General features: G+C 46.8%; 15 protein-coding genes. 8 read left to right on the top strand and 7 right to left on the bottom strand.

Features of this window, described 5'->3' with window-relative positions; genetic code table 11:
* Window positions 1-114 precede the first annotated feature (114 nt).
* The 3 genes from phnW to phnX all read left to right on the top strand — a co-directional run bounded on the left by phnW (window position 115) and on the right by phnX (window position 3519).
* Window positions 115-1218 carry a 2-aminoethylphosphonate--pyruvate transaminase gene (gene phnW, locus R7127_RS23705; protein WP_318141989.1) on the top strand — a complete coding sequence of 368 codons (1104 nt, stop codon included), beginning with the start codon at window positions 115-117 and terminating at the stop codon, window positions 1216-1218.
* 26 nt (window positions 1219-1244) lie between these two features.
* Window positions 1245-2624 (top strand): aspartate aminotransferase family protein, encoded by a 1380-nt coding sequence (locus R7127_RS23700; RefSeq protein ID WP_029835029.1) that lies wholly within the window; start codon window positions 1245-1247, stop codon window positions 2622-2624.
* Window positions 2625-2703: 79 nt separating this feature from the next.
* Window positions 2704-3519, top strand: a complete 816-nt coding sequence (gene phnX, locus R7127_RS23695; RefSeq protein ID WP_186585510.1) for a phosphonoacetaldehyde hydrolase — start codon at window positions 2704-2706, stop codon at window positions 3517-3519.
* A gap of 86 nt (window positions 3520-3605) precedes the next feature.
* Here phnX and R7127_RS23690 read toward each other — a convergent pair whose 3' ends face one another.
* A complete protein-coding gene (locus tag R7127_RS23690; RefSeq protein ID WP_318141990.1) occupies window positions 3606-4634 on the bottom strand; it encodes a LacI family DNA-binding transcriptional regulator in 1029 nt (342 codons plus the stop codon).
* 247 nt (window positions 4635-4881) lie between these two features.
* On the opposite strand from R7127_RS23690, the gene R7127_RS23685 reads away from it, so the two are divergent.
* Genes R7127_RS23685 through R7127_RS23675 form a run of 3 tightly spaced genes read left to right on the top strand, consistent with a single transcriptional unit; the run spans window position 4882 to window position 6937 of the window.
* Entirely contained in the window at window positions 4882-5325 is a 444-nt protein-coding gene (locus tag R7127_RS23685; protein WP_318141991.1) for a PTS sugar transporter subunit IIA, read from the top strand.
* Between the two features lie 58 nt (window positions 5326-5383).
* Window positions 5384-5671 (top strand): PTS sugar transporter subunit IIB, encoded by a 288-nt coding sequence (locus tag R7127_RS23680; protein ID WP_005374080.1) that lies wholly within the window; start codon window positions 5384-5386, stop codon window positions 5669-5671.
* Window positions 5672-5680: 9 nt separating this feature from the next.
* On the top strand, window positions 5681-6937 hold the full coding sequence (locus R7127_RS23675; RefSeq protein ID WP_005384349.1) for a PTS ascorbate transporter subunit IIC: 1257 nt from the start codon (window positions 5681-5683) through the stop codon (window positions 6935-6937).
* 214 nt (window positions 6938-7151) lie between these two features.
* Here the strand turns inward: R7127_RS23675 and R7127_RS23670 are convergent, their stop codons facing one another.
* Together R7127_RS23670 and R7127_RS23665 are read right to left on the bottom strand one after the other, a co-directional pair.
* Complete coding sequence (locus R7127_RS23670) at window positions 7152-7514, bottom strand: ATPase (protein ID WP_318141992.1); 363 nt, start codon at window positions 7512-7514, stop codon at window positions 7152-7154.
* 9 nt (window positions 7515-7523) lie between these two features.
* Entirely contained in the window at window positions 7524-9554 is a 2031-nt protein-coding gene (locus R7127_RS23665; protein WP_025768035.1) for a S8 family serine peptidase, read from the bottom strand.
* 466 nt (window positions 9555-10020) lie between these two features.
* Between R7127_RS23665 and R7127_RS23660 the strand changes: the two genes are divergently transcribed.
* Window positions 10021-11277 carry a type 2 secretion system lipase gene (locus R7127_RS23660; RefSeq protein WP_017819748.1) on the top strand — a complete coding sequence of 419 codons (1257 nt, stop codon included), beginning with the start codon at window positions 10021-10023 and terminating at the stop codon, window positions 11275-11277.
* 151 nt (window positions 11278-11428) lie between these two features.
* Here R7127_RS23660 and R7127_RS23655 read toward each other — a convergent pair whose 3' ends face one another.
* Window positions 11429-12031 (bottom strand): TetR/AcrR family transcriptional regulator, encoded by a 603-nt coding sequence (locus tag R7127_RS23655; protein WP_005384344.1) that lies wholly within the window; start codon window positions 12029-12031, stop codon window positions 11429-11431.
* A gap of 111 nt (window positions 12032-12142) precedes the next feature.
* Between R7127_RS23655 and R7127_RS23650 the strand changes: the two genes are divergently transcribed.
* The gene (locus R7127_RS23650; RefSeq protein ID WP_005374097.1) at window positions 12143-12685 is read left to right on the top strand and encodes a carboxymuconolactone decarboxylase family protein; all 543 of its coding nucleotides are present in this window, start codon (window positions 12143-12145) and stop codon (window positions 12683-12685) included.
* 96 nt (window positions 12686-12781) lie between these two features.
* On the opposite strand, the gene R7127_RS23645 is transcribed toward R7127_RS23650, so the two are convergent.
* The 3 genes from R7127_RS23645 to R7127_RS23635 are packed head-to-tail and all read right to left on the bottom strand — an operon-like array spanning window position 12782 to window position 17281.
* On the bottom strand, window positions 12782-14158 hold the full coding sequence (locus R7127_RS23645; RefSeq protein ID WP_318128537.1) for an efflux transporter outer membrane subunit: 1377 nt from the start codon (window positions 14156-14158) through the stop codon (window positions 12782-12784).
* 14 nt (window positions 14159-14172) lie between these two features.
* Complete coding sequence (locus R7127_RS23640; protein ID WP_029855402.1) at window positions 14173-16137, bottom strand: MacB family efflux pump subunit; 1965 nt, start codon at window positions 16135-16137, stop codon at window positions 14173-14175.
* A 1-nt stretch (window position 16138) separates the two neighbouring features.
* Window positions 16139-17281 (bottom strand): efflux RND transporter periplasmic adaptor subunit, encoded by a 1143-nt coding sequence (locus R7127_RS23635; RefSeq protein ID WP_318148593.1) that lies wholly within the window; start codon window positions 17279-17281, stop codon window positions 16139-16141.
* Window positions 17282-17316 lie beyond the last annotated feature (35 nt).

Here is a 17316-nt window from a genome sequence, read left to right as displayed (position 1 = left end):
GATATTAAAGTTTTATGAAATTGGACATTCGCCTATTTACTGCCCTTTTCTTCCTCGCTAGAGTTAACTCGAAATTTGGTGTAGACCAATTAGCCTATTCTAATGGAAATCGAGATGAAAAACGAATACCTACTACTGACTCCAGGTCCTCTATCTACTTCTGAAACAGTACGTGAAGCCATGCTAAAAGACTGGTGTACTTGGGATGATGAATACAACAAAGACATTGTAGAAGTGATCCGCACTAAGCTTGTAAAACTGGCGACGGAGCAAGACGGCTACACCAGCGTACTAATGCAAGGTAGCGGCACCGCATCAGTAGAAGCAACGATTGGCAGTGCCATTGGCAAAGATGGAAAATTGTTGGTTGTCGACAACGGTGCTTACGGTGCGCGTATCGCTCAGATCGCTGAATACCTAAATATTCCATGCCATGTAGTTTCCCCAGGCGAAACATCACAGCCACACTTGAACGAGGTGGAAACTGCATTGGCATCGGATCCTGCGATCACACACGTGGCAATTGTTCACTGTGAGACAACCACTGGCATGCTGAATCCAATTGAGGCGTTTGCTTCTGCGGCAAAAGCACACGGTAAAGTGGTGATTCTCGATGCCATGTCGAGCTTTGGTGGCATTCCTATCGATATTGCTGAGCTAGGCATCGATTTTATGATCAGCTCAGCGAACAAATGTATCCAAGGCGTACCGGGTTTTGGCTTTGTGATTGCGAAACAAACTGAGCTCGAAAAGTGCCAAGGTCAGGCTCGCTCTTTGAGCCTTGATCTTTACGACCAGTGGCACTGCATGGAAGTTAACCACGGTAAATGGCGTTTTACGTCTCCTACACACACGGTTCGTGCTTTCTACCAAGCCTTGTTAGAGCTGGAACAAGAAGGCGGCATTGAATCTCGTCATCACCGTTACCAAACTAACCAGAAAACACTGGTTGCAGGTATGCGTTCTTTGGGGTTTGAGCCACTACTGAGTGATGACCTTCACTCGCCAATCATCACTTCTTTCTACTCTCCGACGCACAGTGATTACCAATTCAAAGCGTTCTACACGCGTTTGAAAGAGCAAGGTTTTGTGATTTATCCGGGTAAGGTATCAAACGCAGATTGCTTCCGTATCGGCAACATTGGCGAAGTTTATCCAGCAGATATCGAGCGCTTAATCGGTGCAATTGAAAAAGCAATGTACTGGCAAGTTGCTTAAAGCAGCCTTCTGATTGAGAAAGCGTTATGACTCAGAATATCAAACCGACCCATTTCCGCAGCGAAGGCGACGTCAACACAACACCAGCGCGCCAAGCTTGGAATGCATCGATGGACGACGAACGCACGCAAGCATTATTGAAGCGTGATTCGGAGGTCTTTCTTCATCAAGCCATGTCAACACCTTGCTTAGATACATTGGAAGCAGCAGAAGGTATCTACATCCAAGATGCTACCGGCAAAAAGTACATGGACTTCCATGGCAATAACGTCCACCAGTTGGGCTATGGTCATCCGCATGTGATTAAACGTGTGCAAGAGCAAATTGCCAAACTGCCGTTTTCACCACGTCGTTTTACCAACGAGACCGCGATTGAATGTGCCGAAAAGCTCACCCAAATCTGTGGCGGTGAATTGAACCGCGTGCTGTTTGCTCCGGGTGGCACATCTGCGGTTGGCATGGCACTTAAACTAGCGCGCCACATCACGGGCAACTACAAGGTGGTGTCTCTGTGGGATTCCTTCCACGGCGCATCGTTGGATGCCATCTCAGTAGGTGGTGAAGCGTGTTTCCGCCAAGGCATGGGACCCTTAATGGCAGGTGTTGAGCGCATTCCACCAGCCGTATCTTACCGTGGCGCTTTCCCAGTTGCCGACGGTAGCGATGTGCATTATGCCGACTACCTTGAATACGTGATTGAGAAGGAAGGCGGCGTGGGCGCGTTTATCGCAGAAGCAGTTCGTAATACCGATGTACAAGTGCCGAGCAAAGCCTACTGGAAACGCATCCGTGAAATCTGTGACAAACACAATGTCATGTTGATCATCGACGACATCCCGAATGGCATGGGTCGCAGCGGAGAATGGTTTACCTACCAAGCCTACGACATCGAGCCAGATATGCTCTGCATCGGTAAAGGCTTGGGTGGTGGCTTAGTGCCTATCGCAGCCATGGTCACCAAAGACAAGTACAACACTGCTGAGCAGATCTCCATGGGCCATTACACTCATGAGAAAAGCCCTATCGGTTGTGCAGCGGCACTGGCAACCATGGAAGCTATTGAGCAAGACGGTTTGCTAGATAAAGCCAAAGCCGACAGCCAGTTCATGCGTGAAAAGTTGCTAGAGATGAAAGCCAAGTACCCAGTGATTGGCGATGTTCGTGGCATCGGCATGTTATGGGGCATTGAACTGGTCACTGACCACGAAAGCAAAGCACGCGCGTATGACGAAGCGGAAGCTGTGCTGTACCAATGCCTCAACAACGGAGTGAGCTTCAAGGTATCGCAAGGTAACGTGATTCAGCTCAGCCCACCGCTGATCATTACTCGCGAACAACTAACCGAAGCGTTGGCGATATTCGAAGAAGCCATCGCCAAAGTATGCAAAGACTTTAACTACTTCTAACCTCAACAAAAACCAATTTATCCTGAGCGCAGTTCCAACGTGTAGGCAGCGCTCTGGCAAGCAAGAAAAAGGATTGAACATGAGCAACTCACCAATTCAAGCAGTGATCTTTGACTGGGCTGGCACTATCGTCGATTTCGGCTCTTTTGCGCCAACCAGTATCTTTGTGGAAGCGTTCAAACAAGGTTTTGATTTTGAAATCGACCTTAAAGAAGCACGTGAACCAATGGGGCTTGGTAAGTGGGATCACATCCAAGCTGTGGGTCGTATTCCTGCTGTTGATAAGCGTTGGAATAAGAAGTTTGGTCGCTCAATGACCAGCGAAGACATCGACGCTATCTACGCAGCATTCATGCCTCTGCAAAAAGCAAAAGTGGCTGACCACGCAGACCCCATCCTTAATGCGATTAAAGTTGTGAACGGTCTGAAAGACAAAAGCATCAAGATCGGTTCTTGTTCTGGTTACCCTCGTGAAGTGATGGACGTATTGATTCCAGTGGCGGCGGATTACGGCTACAAACCGGATTACGTAGTAGCAACAGATGACCTGCCTCAAGGTGGTCGCCCAGCACCATTTATGGCACTGAAAAACGTGATTGAGCTGAATGTAACCGACGTTAAAGCGTGTATCAAAGTGGATGACGCAGCACCGGGCATTGATGAAGGTCACAACGCCGGTATGTGGACCGTTGGCTTGCTGCTTTCTGGTAACGAAGCAGGTCTGACGTTTGAAGAATACCAAGCTGCGGACGAAGCAACGCTTAATGCCGCTCGTGAAAAAGCGCGTGCAAAATTGCTCAAGAGCTCGCCGCACTACCTCATCGACACCATTGCTGACTTCCCAGAAGTGGTTGCAGATATCGAACGTCGCCTAGCAGCAGGTGAGCGTCCGTAGTCGAGAATCACTGTTCTCACGTATAAAAAAACCTCTCAGCATTGAGAGGTTTTTTGTATCGCGTTTTAGTATCTAACCAAATCAAATTAGTTGATCGCAGTGCTCGCTCGGCGTTTTAGCTTAAAGCCCATATCCGTTGCATGCTCTACAGGCTCACCTTTAATGGCTTGCAGTAACTTGTCTGCAGCTTTCGTCCCCATGCGTTCGTAGTCGAATTCCGCACAGGTCAAACTTGGATAGGCGTGCTCACCCATGGAAGAACCTTCCAAACAGATAATCGCAATGTCGGTCGGGACTTTCAGCACTCGGCGGTGACACTCAAACAACGCGCCAATCGCAATCTCTTCATGGCTACATACCAAAGCATTCAAACTTGAATCGCGCAGCAATAGCTTTGCCAACCCTTCCGCACCCAATTGTGAAGATGGTGCTTCGTGCGTGGTTAAGAAATGATCCGGCGCAAGGTAGTTCTCAATCATCGCGCTTTGCCAGCCGTGTAGCTTACGTTGCAAAGTGGAGTGATCGCCGCGCGCACCAATGAAGCCCACGTTCTTGAAGCCTTGCTCAATCATATGCTTGGTACAGGCTTTACCCACCTCAAAATGGTCAACACCGATATTGAGATAACAGGCTTTCGAACTTAACTCAGCAATTTCCAATACTAGTGTGTTCGAGGCTTCCAAAAGCTGATTAGTACGTTGGCTGTGTTCATTACCAAACAACACCACTCCGGCTGGACGGCTCTCAAGAAATGTCGAAAGCAGTTTCTCTTCTTGTTCTACCGAGTAATCACTGTAGCCAAGCAGCAACTGATAACCCGCTTTGTTCAACGCTTGTTGAAAGCTCGGTAAGAAAAGCGCGCACGCTTTTTCAAACAGGGAAGGAATGATAAGAGCGATGGAGTAACTTTCAGCGGACGCCAAAGCCCCTGCCGCTTTATTCGGGATATAGCCGAGCTCATCAACTACTTGTTGAATCTTTTCTCTCAGCTTGTCAGATACTAGCTCGGGCGTTCGTAATGCTCGCGACACCGTCATGGTGCCTACGCCGGCTTTTTTAGCGACGTCCGCCAAGGTGACATTGCCAGTACTTCTTCGTTTGCGAGGTTCGCTCATTGTTCTTATTTAGTGTTCTCTATTTTCTGCCGCGACATCTTACCACAGCGTTTTAGTGGTTTTGATATTAGCGCATTAGAAGTCGATCACAAGCATATGAAACTCGGATGACTGATAAAATGGTAGCGCTATCACAATTTATGATAGCGCTATCAGATAGCGCTACCATTTGTGATCATTCTCAGGTTTTTCTGACAAGTTGATCGATAAAGTACCCATCAACAAAACAACAAACCGGAAAGATCCAATGCTACGTGAACTGATTACCTCTGATGTGATTCGCATCCATTCTGATGCCACTGACTGGAAAGATGCGGTGAGCAAATCCTGTGAAGCACTGATTGAAAATGGCGCGATTGAGCCAAGCTACGTGGACGCTATTTACCGCTCCCACGAAGAGCTTGGTCCTTACTACGTGGTAGGTCCTAGTATGGCAATGCCACACGCTCGCCCTGAAGATGGCGTTAACCGTTTGTCTCTTGCTATCACGGTGATTCAAAACGGCGTGAACTTCGATTCTGAAGGTAACGACCCAGTGAAAATGCTGGTTACGCTAGCCGCGACAGACAGTAACTCGCACGTGGATGCGATTTCTAAACTGGCTGAGTTGTTTATGAATGAAGAGCATGTAGAAGCCATCTGCTCCGCTCAAAACACACAAGATGTTCTTGCGATCATCGAAAAATACTAACTCCTGATGTGCCCTTCAAAATGGGCATACACCCCTATAAAAAGAAAAGGTCTGAATTATGAAAATTATGGTTGTTTGCGGTCACGGTCTTGGTACTAGCCTAATGATGGAAATGAGCATCAAAGGCATCGTGAAAGAATTGAATGTAAACGCAGAAGTGGATCATATCGATCTAGGTTCTGCAAAAGGTACGGATTGTGACATCTTCATCGGTACTAACGACATCGTTGAGCAGTTGAACGCACTGGGCGTTGAACCACGCATCGTTGCGCTTGATAACATGGTCGACAAAGTGGCAATGAAAGAGCGTCTATCTGTGGCACTTCAAGAGCTTGGCGCTCTATAAGGTGGCGTTATGGAATTTTTCAGTTTCTTAATGAACGATGTCCTATCAGAGCCAGCGGTTCTGGTAGGTCTCATCGCCCTAATCGGCTTAATTGCTCAGAAAAAACCGGTCACCGAGTGCATTAAAGGTACAGTAAAAACCATTCTTGGTTTCATCGTGCTTGGCGCGGGTGCGGGTCTGGTTGTGACTTCTCTGGGTGACTTTGCGACGATTTTCCAACACGCATTTGGCATCACAGGCGTGGTTCCAAACAACGAAGCTATCGTCTCTATCGCGCAAGAAGCGTTTGGTAAAGAGATGGCGATGATCATGTTCTTCGGTATGTTAGTGAACATCTTGATCGCTCGCTTCACGCCATGGAAATTCATCTTCCTAACGGGTCACCACACACTATTTATGTCGATGATGGTAGCAGCAATCCTTGCTTCTAGCGGCATGAAAGGCGTTCCACTGATTGCGCTTGGCTCTCTAGTTGTGGGCTCTGTGATGGTGTTCTTCCCTGCGATTGCTCACAAGTACATGAAGCAAGTTACAGGTTCTGACGACGTTGCTATTGGTCACTTCTCTACCCTTTCTTACGTACTAGCGGGCTTTATTGGCAGCAAGTTCGGTAACAAAGAACACTCTACTGAAGAGATGAACGTACCTAAGAGCTTGTTGTTCCTACGTGATACGCCAGTGGCAATCTCGTTCACCATGGGCATCATCTTTATGGTGACGTGTATCTTCGCTGGCGGTGACTTTGTACGCGAAGTCAGCGGTGGTAAGCACTGGTTCATGTTCGCGCTGATGCAATCCATCACATTCGCCGGTGGTGTATACGTTATCCTTCAAGGTGTACGTATGGTTATCGCAGAAATCGTTCCAGCGTTTAAAGGTATCTCAGACAAACTAGTGCCAAACGCGAAACCTGCGCTTGATTGTCCGGTTGTATTCCCATACGCACCAAACGCAGTATTGGTTGGCTTCCTATCGAGCTTTGCGGCGGGTCTTTTGGGCATGTTCCTACTTTACGTGATGGGACTTACTGTGATTATCCCTGGTGTCGTTCCACACTTCTTTGTAGGTGCAGCGGCAGGTGTATTTGGTAACGCTACAGGTGGTCGTCGCGGTGCAATCTTGGGTGCTTTTGCACAAGGTCTATTGATTACCTTCCTACCAGTATTCCTAATGCCAGTACTTGGTGACCTAGGCTTTGCTAACACGACCTTTAGTGACGCAGACTTCGGCGCCGTTGGTATCCTACTGGGTCTGATTGTTCGCTAAGTAGTCTGAATATGACTAGCTGATAACTGACTTGATTGATGCGCGAATAGGCTCATCGGCATCAATCTTCAAGAATCTCTAGTCATAGCAAACGACGAACTTTAGAAGAAACCAGTCATAAAAAATAATCATAGAAAACAATCGTAGAAAGAAAACAAACGCCCCTTACGTGAGGGGCGCTTTTCTTTTTGGCACTATCTTAAGGAGGTTTGGCTTATTGAAGCGTAGTTCCGTTAGATAGCAGCTTCCTTGTCGGCTCTTGCTCGGTGTATTCGACCGCATCGTGAGCGGCGAGCTTATCGACTTCCGCCTGTTCACCCACCACAATCAACACATGTTGTTTCACCAGAGCGTCGACTACTTCAATGTTGTGCTGACGAAGAAGCGCTCTCACTTCGCTCTCTTTTCCTTCATGATACTTAATAAAGTAACGTTCAGGTTGCTGCTCGGCTTGATCTTGGCGTTCATCCACGAGAGGAAATCCTTGATTGTTTGCCAAGCTGCTTGAGCTCAGTCCGATTGCCAATAGTGCGGTAGCGCCTACCACAGACAAAGAAAGTAAGGTCAACTTCTTCATAGTCACTCCTTATTGAAAGGTCAGAGTCCAACTGTTGATGGTGCCTGTGTCTCTTCTGGCACTGTCCACCGCTTTTAGTTCCCATGTACCTTGCGATTCAAAACCAGAAAAATCCGCTTGGAACGTGTTTTTTATATCGTTAGCGCTGCCGCCAGTATTATTGTGAAGTACAACTTCTCCACCAGTCGGTGACGTTAAAGTCACTCGTAGATCACCGATGTAAGTGTGGCTAATATCAACGTCAATACTTACTGTGCCTGAATCACCAGAGCGATCGACTTCTACTGCACTGATTGCGCCAGAAGATTTATTATCTGGAATCGCAACAGGGCTGGTATTTGAGAAGCTAGAGTCCGAAGAGCTACCACCATCAGGTCCATTACAGCCAGCGTCCAAGAACAGCTTCGCCGCTTCAGCATTAACTAGGCCGTGGCCCGTACGGTTGTCTCGACCAGCAACATCAATATCTGTTGCAGTTTTCACTAGGGCATTACGTACTTGCGCTGCGGTACAGGTTGGGTGGTAACTCCACACCAAGCCAGCTACGCCCGTTACGTGCGGTGTCGCCATTGATGTACCATTGTAGTACTCGTAATCTTCACCAGAGGTTGTTGCAACAGTAATTTCCTGACCAACATACCCCAACAGCTCTTGACCAAATGCACGATCAACCGTTACCGAAACCATACGATAAGCGTTGTTTGTGTCTACCAAGAAAGGGTTTTGTAAACCAGGTAGTTCAGAGTTGCTGTATACGATTGCAGCTCGCGCACCCGCATTGTAACAAGCCTGAACCGCATCTACTTCAGGGTAGTTTCCTGAAGACTGGTTGCCGATACGCTCAGTCAAACAAATTTTGCCCGACATATCACCACAGTTAAAGTTACCGCCAGAGACATCACAGCTATCTAGCGTTGCCGTTACTGAACCCGCGATTGGATCCGGAACATACGAAGAACCGTTATTGATCAAACGATTGTGAGGAACAATCCCACGATCAAACTGACTGACACCATTCAAGGTAATATCAGAAAGTTTACCTTCACCTACCGTAACCGTTGATAAGATCGCCACACCCGGGCCTGAGATCTCAACTTGATTAGTAGATTGTGAGAACGCTGCATGATCATTTTGATTATCAACAGCCGCAACAGACATCACTGAGTCATAAGAAGCTGGATAGCTGTGCGCTGTATTGCCATCATTACCCGCAGCGGCGATCAATAGAACGCCTTGATCGTAAATATTTTGCAGTGCATTTTGCTCAGTTCGGCTTGATTGACTACCACCAAGGCTCATGTTCACAACGTTAGCACCATTATCGGCACAGGTCTGGATAGCTTTAACAAGCCCAGATGAGTAACCCCAGCCCGATTCGTTAAATACTTTCACGATGTGCAAATTAACATTCTGGTTTGGCATCACACCCTTTACACCTTCGGTGTTGGCAATCGCAGCAATCGTACCCGCGACGTGAGTACCGTGGGCATTGTTGTTACCCGGATCACTCCATGATCCCGTACCACTATCGTTAGTACCAGCAACGCGGTTACCGCTTAGGTCGTTGTGCGAAATGTCGTACCCTGAATCGATAATACATACAGTGCGATTACCCGCATTGAAGTCAGCTAGCAGTTGAGCATTAACCGCTTCATATCCCCATGGGGTCGTTTCGCTGAGCAAATAGCGAGGTGGATCGACTTCCACGTATTCCACATCACTACGATTGCGAAGCGGCTCTAAGTCATCGCCATCCAATTCAACGCTGTAAATGGCGCGATTGCCTAGTTTTTCCACCTTACGTGCCTTCACCTGTTCTAGAACAGACTCCTGCGCGATTCGTGGCCCCCAGAATGAGTTACCACCCATTGAAGAACGGCTGACTGCATCTTCTTTGAATTTGACGATGTACTTCGTCGGTAACTTAGATTCATCAAATCCCATTGGTGGAGCCGCAAACGCTGACATCGAAGTGGTCAGTGCTATTGCTACGGCAGACAACGAAAATAAGCCTTGTTTTTTACTTGTTGTGTAGTGCATTTGCCCTATTCCTTATTTGAGCTAATTTTTATTCACTATATTCTCATGAAAAGTCATCATCATGATGTTTGCATGAGAGCTTCAGCTATAGTTTACAGAGCAAAAATGCCAAACAATTTGTTTCATGAATATACAAATTTGTACAAAAGATCATTCAATAAACACTTTAAGTTAACATTAAAAATCACCGACAAAACCTTATAAAGCAATTACTTAATTAACAAAAAGTGAATGTTAAATTAATGTTAGTGAGTAATTATTCTAAATATCACCCATTTAATCGATTGCTATGCTGAATGGATTTTTTGACCGTGGTGCCAAAACTGAAATATTGAATATTTAGTTGTTGACTGTCTTGAGCATTTACTCAGAATTAGAAGGTTTAGTGAGAAAAATTCTCATCTAAATACTGTTATAGCCGAGCGTATTCACGCATTCGGAACAATAACCATTACAAGAAGAGTGAATGATGAAAAAAACAATCACACTATTAACTGCATTACTTCCGCTTGCCTCCGCCATTGCAGAGGAGCCAACTTTATCACCAGCAATGGTTTCTGCGGCTGAAGTGGTTAGCGCGCAAGAAAATCAAACTTATACGTACGTTCGATGCTGGTATCGTACGAGCCACTCTAAGGACGATGCGGCTACCGATTGGAAATGGGCAAAAAACCAAGATGGTAGTGACTTCACTATCGATGGCTATTGGTGGAGCTCTGTTTCATTTAAAAACATGTTCTACACCAATACCTCACAAAACGTAATTCGTCAGCGTTGTGAAGAAACACTAGATCTAGCGAACGAGAACGCAGACATTACATTTTTTGCTGCCGACAATCGTTATTCTTATAACCACACGATCTGGAGCAATGATGCTGCAATGCAACCAGATCAAATCAACAAGGTAGTGGCTTTGGGCGATAGCTTGTCTGATACAGGCAACATCTTTAACGCGTCCCAATGGCGCTTCCCTAACCCTAATAGCTGGTTCTTGGGTCACTTCTCAAACGGTTTTGTTTGGACGGAATACGTTGCTAAAGCCAAAAACTTACCGCTATACAACTGGGCAGTTGGTGGCGCAGCAGGTGAAAACCAATACATCGCGCTAACTGGTGTCGGCGAACAAGTTTCTTCTTACTTAACCTACACAAAGCTGGCGAAGAACTACAACCCTGCTAACACATTGTTTACGTTAGAGTTTGGTTTAAATGATTTCATGAACTACAACCGTAGCGTGCCGGAAGTAAAAGCGGATTACGCTGAAGCTCTGATTCGTTTAACAGACGCTGGCGCGAAGAACTTCATGTTGATGACACTGCCAGATGCAACCAAAGCACCACAGTTCAAATACTCAACACAGGAAGAAATTGAAACGATTCGTGCGAAAGTATTGAAGATGAACGAGTTCATCAAAGCACAAGCGATGTACTACAAAGCCCAAGGCTACAACATCGCATTGTTTGATACACACGCACTGTTTGAGAAGTTAACCTCGGCACCAGAAGAACACGGTTTCGTAAATGCAAGCGACCCTTGCTTAGACATCAACCGTTCATCCTCTGTTGACTACATGTACACTCACTCATTACGTTCTGAATGTGCAGCATCTGGCGCAGATAAGTTCGTGTTCTGGGATGTGACTCACCCAACCACAGCAACGCATCGTTATGTGGCTGAAAAAATGTTAGAAAGCAGCAATAACTTAGAAGAGTTTCGCTTTTAATAAGCCGTTGTTGTTCATTGCAAGTTAATCTGCATAAAAATGACCACGATGCTTCGTGGTCATTTTTTATCGATATCGACCCCCGATAACGGGTTTATTTGAGCTCGCTTACTTCAAGCCGTTGATTTAGAGACGTTGACTTTGAGCAGTCTCATTCAGCGTTCTGTTTTGGTACGTTACCGCGGAAGCTGTTCACCATAATAGAGATCAACGTCTTTAAGGTTTCATCATCACTGCGGTATGAGTAGGCTCGTATACCCGTAAACTGAACCTGGAACAACTGAGCAAGAAGCAATGTATCCTGGGCTTCAATTTCGCCATTCTCGATTGCTCGCTCAAACAGCTTTGCAAGAAAAGATTCAAATTGGTTTGCTAAGCTGTTTGTTTGATTGCGCAGCGCATTAAAATCCTCAGCAAATTCACTTGCTGATTTGACTAACATGCACACTTCACTGGGATTGGAGTCTCGCTGATTGATAACCACATCAATCGCGAAAGCTTCTATTGCATCTAGAACCGTTGTGTTCTGAGCTAAATGCAACTCAAACAGGGCTTGTAAGTTCGCAACGTACATTTTTAGCGCTTCACAATATAGCCCCTCTTTTGACCCAAACGTCGCATAGATACTTCCAGGACGCAGATTAACGCTATCTTGTAAATCACGTGTAGATGTTGCATGAAAACCTTTCTTCCAGAATAGATCCGAGGCAGCTTTCACCACTTCATCACGTTGGAATTTCTTTGTATTCGCCATGAGCAATTATCAATTTTGAACATGTGCTCAATTTTATATTGAGCGACCGCTCAAAATCAACTATCCTGTTCTTGCCTAATCCGCTCATATCCAATTACAGGAGATTTAAACATGGCAGAATTTAAACTGTATACCGCAGAAAACGCACCCGAAGGATCAAAGCATCTGATTGAAAATTCAGTCAAAGCGTTTGGCATGCTACCAAATCTTCATGCTGTTATGGCTGAAGCGCCAACCTTGCTTGAGGGTTATCAAGTTGTGCATGAGCTCTTTCAACAAACATCATTTAACGCAGAAGAATTGACCGTCGTATGGCAAACCATCAACGTTGAACATGGTTGTCACTACTGCGTTCCTGCTCATAGTGCGATCGCGGCGTCAATGAAAGTGGATCAGGAGATTGTTGATGCTCTCGTCAACCAAACACCATTGGCAGACGAAAAACTTGAAACACTACGAGAAACAACGCTTCAAATGGTGCGTCAACGTGGTGTAGTGGAAGAGTCTCAGATAGAGAAATTCTTTGCGGCAGGTTACGGACAGCAGCAACTGCTTGAAATTGTTCTTGGTCTAGCGCAAAAAGTGATGAGTAACTACACCAATCACCTAGCTGACACCCCGGTTGATGCACCTTTCAAGAAGTTCGCCAAGTAACTTAAGCTTTTATTACTGGTCCCATTCATGGGACCAGTAATACCTTCAAAAAAGGCTTTGTTGCATGGCGCTTCGCTAGTGTGAGCTGACACCTAATTACAACGGCGCAACGTCGGTTCCTCCTAAAGACTGGTAAAGCGTAACCTGAGTGAGAAACTGGTTGTAGCGGTTCTCCAACAAAGAAGCTTGTGCGTTTCTGGTGTCTTCTTGGGCATTCAAATAGTCCATGATCGATGTCGAGCCATACTGATACCGCGCAGCATATATGGACTCAGCGGCACTTGCGGCATCATATTGTTCTTGTAAACGCGCCGCTTGATACTTCAATTTTTCTCGTGCTGACAAGGCATTTTCGACATCTTGGAAGGCGGCGTACAACACTTGGCGATAGCTCACAATGGCCGATTGATAGTCTAAATCGGCAATGGCTTGGCTGTTTTTCATCTCATTCCACTGCAAAAACGGTAGCGTCATATCCGCACCTAAACTGCCGATCGGGTTGGAAAGCAGGTCTTTGAGCGCTTGTGACGATCCACCCAAAGCCCCAGTGAGCGTCAGCTTAGGCAAATAGTCCAAATCTGCTGCGTCTTTATTTGCTAGCGCGGCTTTGACTTCGTAAATCGCTGCTTTAATGTCGGGTCTGCGGATCAATAAATCAGACGGAGCACCAACACTCAACGATGGCATATCGCCTTCAGGCAGCATTTGGATGGTCGCACTGATGCTCTTCGGCGGTTGATTGAACAAAATCGCAAAGGCGTTGTTTGCCTCAAGTAAACTCTGTTCAAATTCACTTTGCTGCGCTTGTAAGCTTGCCAACGTACGTTTGGCTTCAAGCACATCTAACTGATCCACAGCGCCAAGTTGGTACTGTTTTTCAATCAATTGTAGCGTTTGAGCTGCGCCTTCCACATTACGCTGACTGAGGTTTAAACGCTGTTTCAGATAGCCGATTTGCCAATATAACGATGCCGTCGTTGCCACCAAACTTTGTGCGGTCGCCTCGCGATCTTGTTGACTTGCCATCGCCGTCCACTTGGCTTGGTCAACGTCCGCCGAGATTTTTCCCCACAAATCCAACTCGTAATTGACGGACAAGTTAGTGCTGTAGCTATCTGCCGATTCCCCGCTATCAAGAGATTTTTGAACTTGTCCTGATGTGGAAGAACTCAACGTAGGGAAAAGGTCATCTTGCGCTAAACCCAGCTGTAAACGCGCTTTCTTTAGCGTTAGCGTTGCCAGCGTCAAATCGTTGTTTTGAGCCAACACCTGAGTAATGTATTGATTAAGCGTTGGGTCGTTAAACGCCAACCACCAAGGATCCATACTGACATCACCCGCAACATGCATCTGTTGCCAATTTGCAGGCACTTGCACCGCAGGTGCTTGATAGTCACTACGCATAAGCGACCCACAACCTGACAACCACACTGCACTTAAGGCAGCCGCGACCAATCGAGTTTTGAATTTCATTGTGTTACTCATTTTTAGTCTCTCGCTAGCGCTTCTATCGGATCGAGTTTGGCGGCATTGCGAGCGGGTAAAAAGCCGAAGGCGATGCCAATCAACGTTGAGCAAATAAACGCCCAGATGATCGAGTTCATTGAGTAAATCATTTGGAAGCTGCTGCCAGATGTACTGAATGCAAAACCAATCAAAAATGCCAAGCCAATACCAGCAATGCCACCACACAAACACACCAGTACCGCTTCAATCAAAAACTGACGCAAAATATCCGCTTGCCGCGCACCCACAGCCATTCGTACACCGATCTCTTTCGTGCGCTCTGTCACCGACACCAACATGATGTTCATTACGCCAATTCCGCCGACAATTAGGGAGATCACCGCAATCGCTGAGATCAGTAACGTCATGGTTGCGGTGGTTTTCTCGATGCTCTGACGAATGGTGTCAGTGTTAATCGTGAAGAAATCTTCTGTACCGTGGCGCATTTTTAACAAGTTGATGATGCTCTGTTCTACCGCTGCGCTTGGGGCGTTCTCATCAATCCGTACAGTAATGCCGTTGAGGTAGCGTTGTCCCATCATTCGTCCCGACATGGTGGTGTATGGCACCCAAATTTTCAGCGCGTCGCTGTTGCCAAACGCGTCTTCTTTTTTCTGCGTGACACCCACAATACGCACTGGCAATGAACCAAGAAAAATCACTTCACCAATCGGATTTCTATCCGCAAACATTTCCTTTCTGGTGTTGTCATCAATCACTGCTTCTTGGGCGAGCGAATTCACGCTCTCTTCATCCCAAAACTGACCTTTGGCGATCTCATAACCGCGCACACGGAAATAATCTTCCCCAACCCCTTCCACAGACGCGGTTGCATCCTGATTGGCATAACGCACGGTTAAGCTGTTGGATAAAGACGGCGTGACACTGTCGACAAAAGGTAGACTCTCCAACGATTTAGCATCGTCGGCGGTTAGCGTTTTCACTCGTCCGGAGCGGCGGTCACCAAACCCTTTGCCCGGCCTGACATCAATGGTGTTTGTTCCCATGGATGAAATATTCGACAAAATTTGCTGTTGTGAACCATTACCTAGTGCCACCACGGAAACCACCGAGGCTATACCAATAATGATGCCGAGCATGGTCAAAAACGTGCGCATTCTGTGGCTAGACATCGCCAGCAGCGCCATTTTGAGCGCGTCAATAAAACTGTCCCACTTCCACCACTTACTGGCGGCTTGCGCTGGGCGATGAAAAGACGCGCTCGGTGTCTTTGCTGCTTGCTCATTGATTACAACTTGTGCATTTGGCGTATCTGCAATGATTTCACCATCTTTGATTTCAATGATGCGATCCGCAAAGTTCGCCACATTCATATCATGAGTCACTAAGATGATCGTATGCCCAAGTTGATGCAACTCTTTAAGCAGTGCCATCATCTCTTGCCCACTGTGACTGTCTAATGCGCCAGTGGGCTCATCAGCGAGAATCACCTCACCACCGTTCATCAGTGCACGAGCAACACTCACGCGCTGTTGCTGGCCGCCACTTAGTTGGCTGGGCTTGTGAGTCAAACGATCTTCCAGCCCTAAGCGAGCCAATAACGACTGCGCTCGCTCCGTTCTTTGACGATGAGGAACTCCCGCGTAAACCGCAGGTACTTCCACGTTTGCCACCGCGGTTAAATCCCCCAGCAGATGGTAACGCTGGAATATAAAGCCAAAATACTCGCGGCGCAGCTCCGCCAGTTGATCAGATTCCAACGTCGAGACATCTTGCCCATTAATGAAGTATCGACCGCTGGACGGTTTATCCAAGCAGCCGAGCACATTCATCAGCGTCGATTTACCTGAGCCTGATGCCCCCACGATCGCGACCATTTCACCGCGTTTTATCTCTAAATTAATGTGGTTCAACACGGTAAGCGACTCGTCGCCAGAGACAAATCGTCGAGTTAAATCCTCAACTTTTAAAAGCACGTCACTCATATTAGAACCTCATTGGAGGTCGACGACGATCACCTCGGCTTGATGATTCTCCATCCATAGCATTGCCAAGAACAACTTGGTCGCCCTCCTTCAAACCTGAGAGAATTTCTGCGTTCACTTTGTTGTTAATACCCACTGTCACGGGCTTTTGCACCACTTGGCCCTGTTCAAGCACTGGCACGGTATAGTTGCCTTTGCCGCCAGATTTTTGCAGCACTTGTGAAGGGACAATCAAGGTATTTTCCGATTGCTCAAGGACAATCGAAACTTGCGCAGTCATGCCGATGCGCAAAATACCTTGCGGGTTCTTCACATCAAATACAGCGTTGTAGTAAATGGCGTCGCTATCTGAAATGCTCAGATCGCTATCATCGCCATCCATGATGGTTGGCCCCGGCTCAATCGCGCGCAATGTACCTTTAAACTGCTGATTCGGTTTGCCTAAAATGGTGAACAGCGCCGTTTGGCCTGGGTGAACAAAAATCACATCGGCTTCCGAAATTTCAGCTTTCACCGTCATCGTATCTAACTTGGCTAACTCGATAATAGTTGGCGTGGTTTGATTGGCGTTTACGGTTTGTCCTTCTTCCACCGCGGTGTAGACCACCGTGCCATCCATCGGTGCGTTGATGGTGGTGTAACCGAGATCTAACTGCGCATTGTCGACGTTGATTTTGGCTTTCTCGATTTCGGCATCCAGTTGCGCTAACTCGGCTTTGTAGATGGCGAGCGTCGCTTCGGCATTCTCGTAATCAGCTCGTGAGCTCGCTTTCGCTGCCAACATGCCTTTTTGGCGCACGTATTCATAGTTTGCTTGTTTAATCTGCGCTTGCTTAGCCTGGTACTGAGCGTTGAGACTATTAAGAGACGCTTGGGCTTCTTTGAGGCTGTTTTGCTGAGTCAGGCTGTCAATCTGTGCAATCAAGTCCCCCTGTTTTATCTCATCCCCTAAGTTCACAGCGAGGCGTTGAATTTGCCCAGATACTTGCGCACCTACATTCACCAATTTGGACGCTTGCAACATGCCGTTAGCTAATACCGCCTTTTCGATATTGCCTTTGCGAACGACTTCTGTCGCGTAAGGAGAAATGGGTTCTGGACGGGCTTTGTTGCTTAATTCGATGAGAAGACATGGTAGCCCCATGTTGTTCAGTTCTTAAACAATATACTGAGTTTCAG

Origin of the sequence: Vibrio sp. 1159 (assembly GCF_033340395.1) — a bacterium.
Taxonomy (GTDB): domain Bacteria; phylum Pseudomonadota; class Gammaproteobacteria; order Enterobacterales; family Vibrionaceae; genus Vibrio; species Vibrio alginolyticus.
This window is presented reverse-complemented; position numbering and strand designations above follow the sequence as displayed.

Bases quoted from the DNA above. Each gene is read 5' to 3' on its own strand.
- phnW (WP_318141989.1), top strand. From the start codon at position 115: ATGAAAAACGAATACCTACTACTGACTCCAGGTCCTCTATCTACTTCT.
- R7127_RS23700 (WP_029835029.1), top strand. From the start codon at position 1,245: ATGACTCAGAATATCAAACCGACCCATTTCCGCAGCGAAGGCGACGTC.
- phnX (WP_186585510.1), top strand. From the start codon at position 2,704: ATGAGCAACTCACCAATTCAAGCAGTGATCTTTGACTGGGCTGGCACT.
- R7127_RS23690 (WP_318141990.1), bottom strand. From the start codon at position 4,634: ATGAGCGAACCTCGCAAACGAAGAAGTACTGGCAATGTCACCTTGGCG.
- R7127_RS23685 (WP_318141991.1), top strand. From the start codon at position 4,882: ATGCTACGTGAACTGATTACCTCTGATGTGATTCGCATCCATTCTGAT.
- R7127_RS23680 (WP_005374080.1), top strand. From the start codon at position 5,384: ATGAAAATTATGGTTGTTTGCGGTCACGGTCTTGGTACTAGCCTAATG.
- R7127_RS23675 (WP_005384349.1), top strand. From the start codon at position 5,681: ATGGAATTTTTCAGTTTCTTAATGAACGATGTCCTATCAGAGCCAGCG.
- R7127_RS23670 (WP_318141992.1), bottom strand. From the start codon at position 7,514: ATGAAGAAGTTGACCTTACTTTCTTTGTCTGTGGTAGGCGCTACCGCA.
- R7127_RS23665 (WP_025768035.1), bottom strand. From the start codon at position 9,554: ATGCACTACACAACAAGTAAAAAACAAGGCTTATTTTCGTTGTCTGCC.
- R7127_RS23660 (WP_017819748.1), top strand. From the start codon at position 10,021: ATGATGAAAAAAACAATCACACTATTAACTGCATTACTTCCGCTTGCC.
- R7127_RS23655 (WP_005384344.1), bottom strand. From the start codon at position 12,031: ATGGCGAATACAAAGAAATTCCAACGTGATGAAGTGGTGAAAGCTGCC.
- R7127_RS23650 (WP_005374097.1), top strand. From the start codon at position 12,143: ATGGCAGAATTTAAACTGTATACCGCAGAAAACGCACCCGAAGGATCA.
- R7127_RS23645 (WP_318128537.1), bottom strand. From the start codon at position 14,158: ATGAAATTCAAAACTCGATTGGTCGCGGCTGCCTTAAGTGCAGTGTGG.
- R7127_RS23640 (WP_029855402.1), bottom strand. From the start codon at position 16,137: ATGAGTGACGTGCTTTTAAAAGTTGAGGATTTAACTCGACGATTTGTC.
- R7127_RS23635 (WP_318148593.1), bottom strand. From the start codon at position 17,281: ATGGGGCTACCATGTCTTCTCATCGAATTAAGCAACAAAGCCCGTCCA.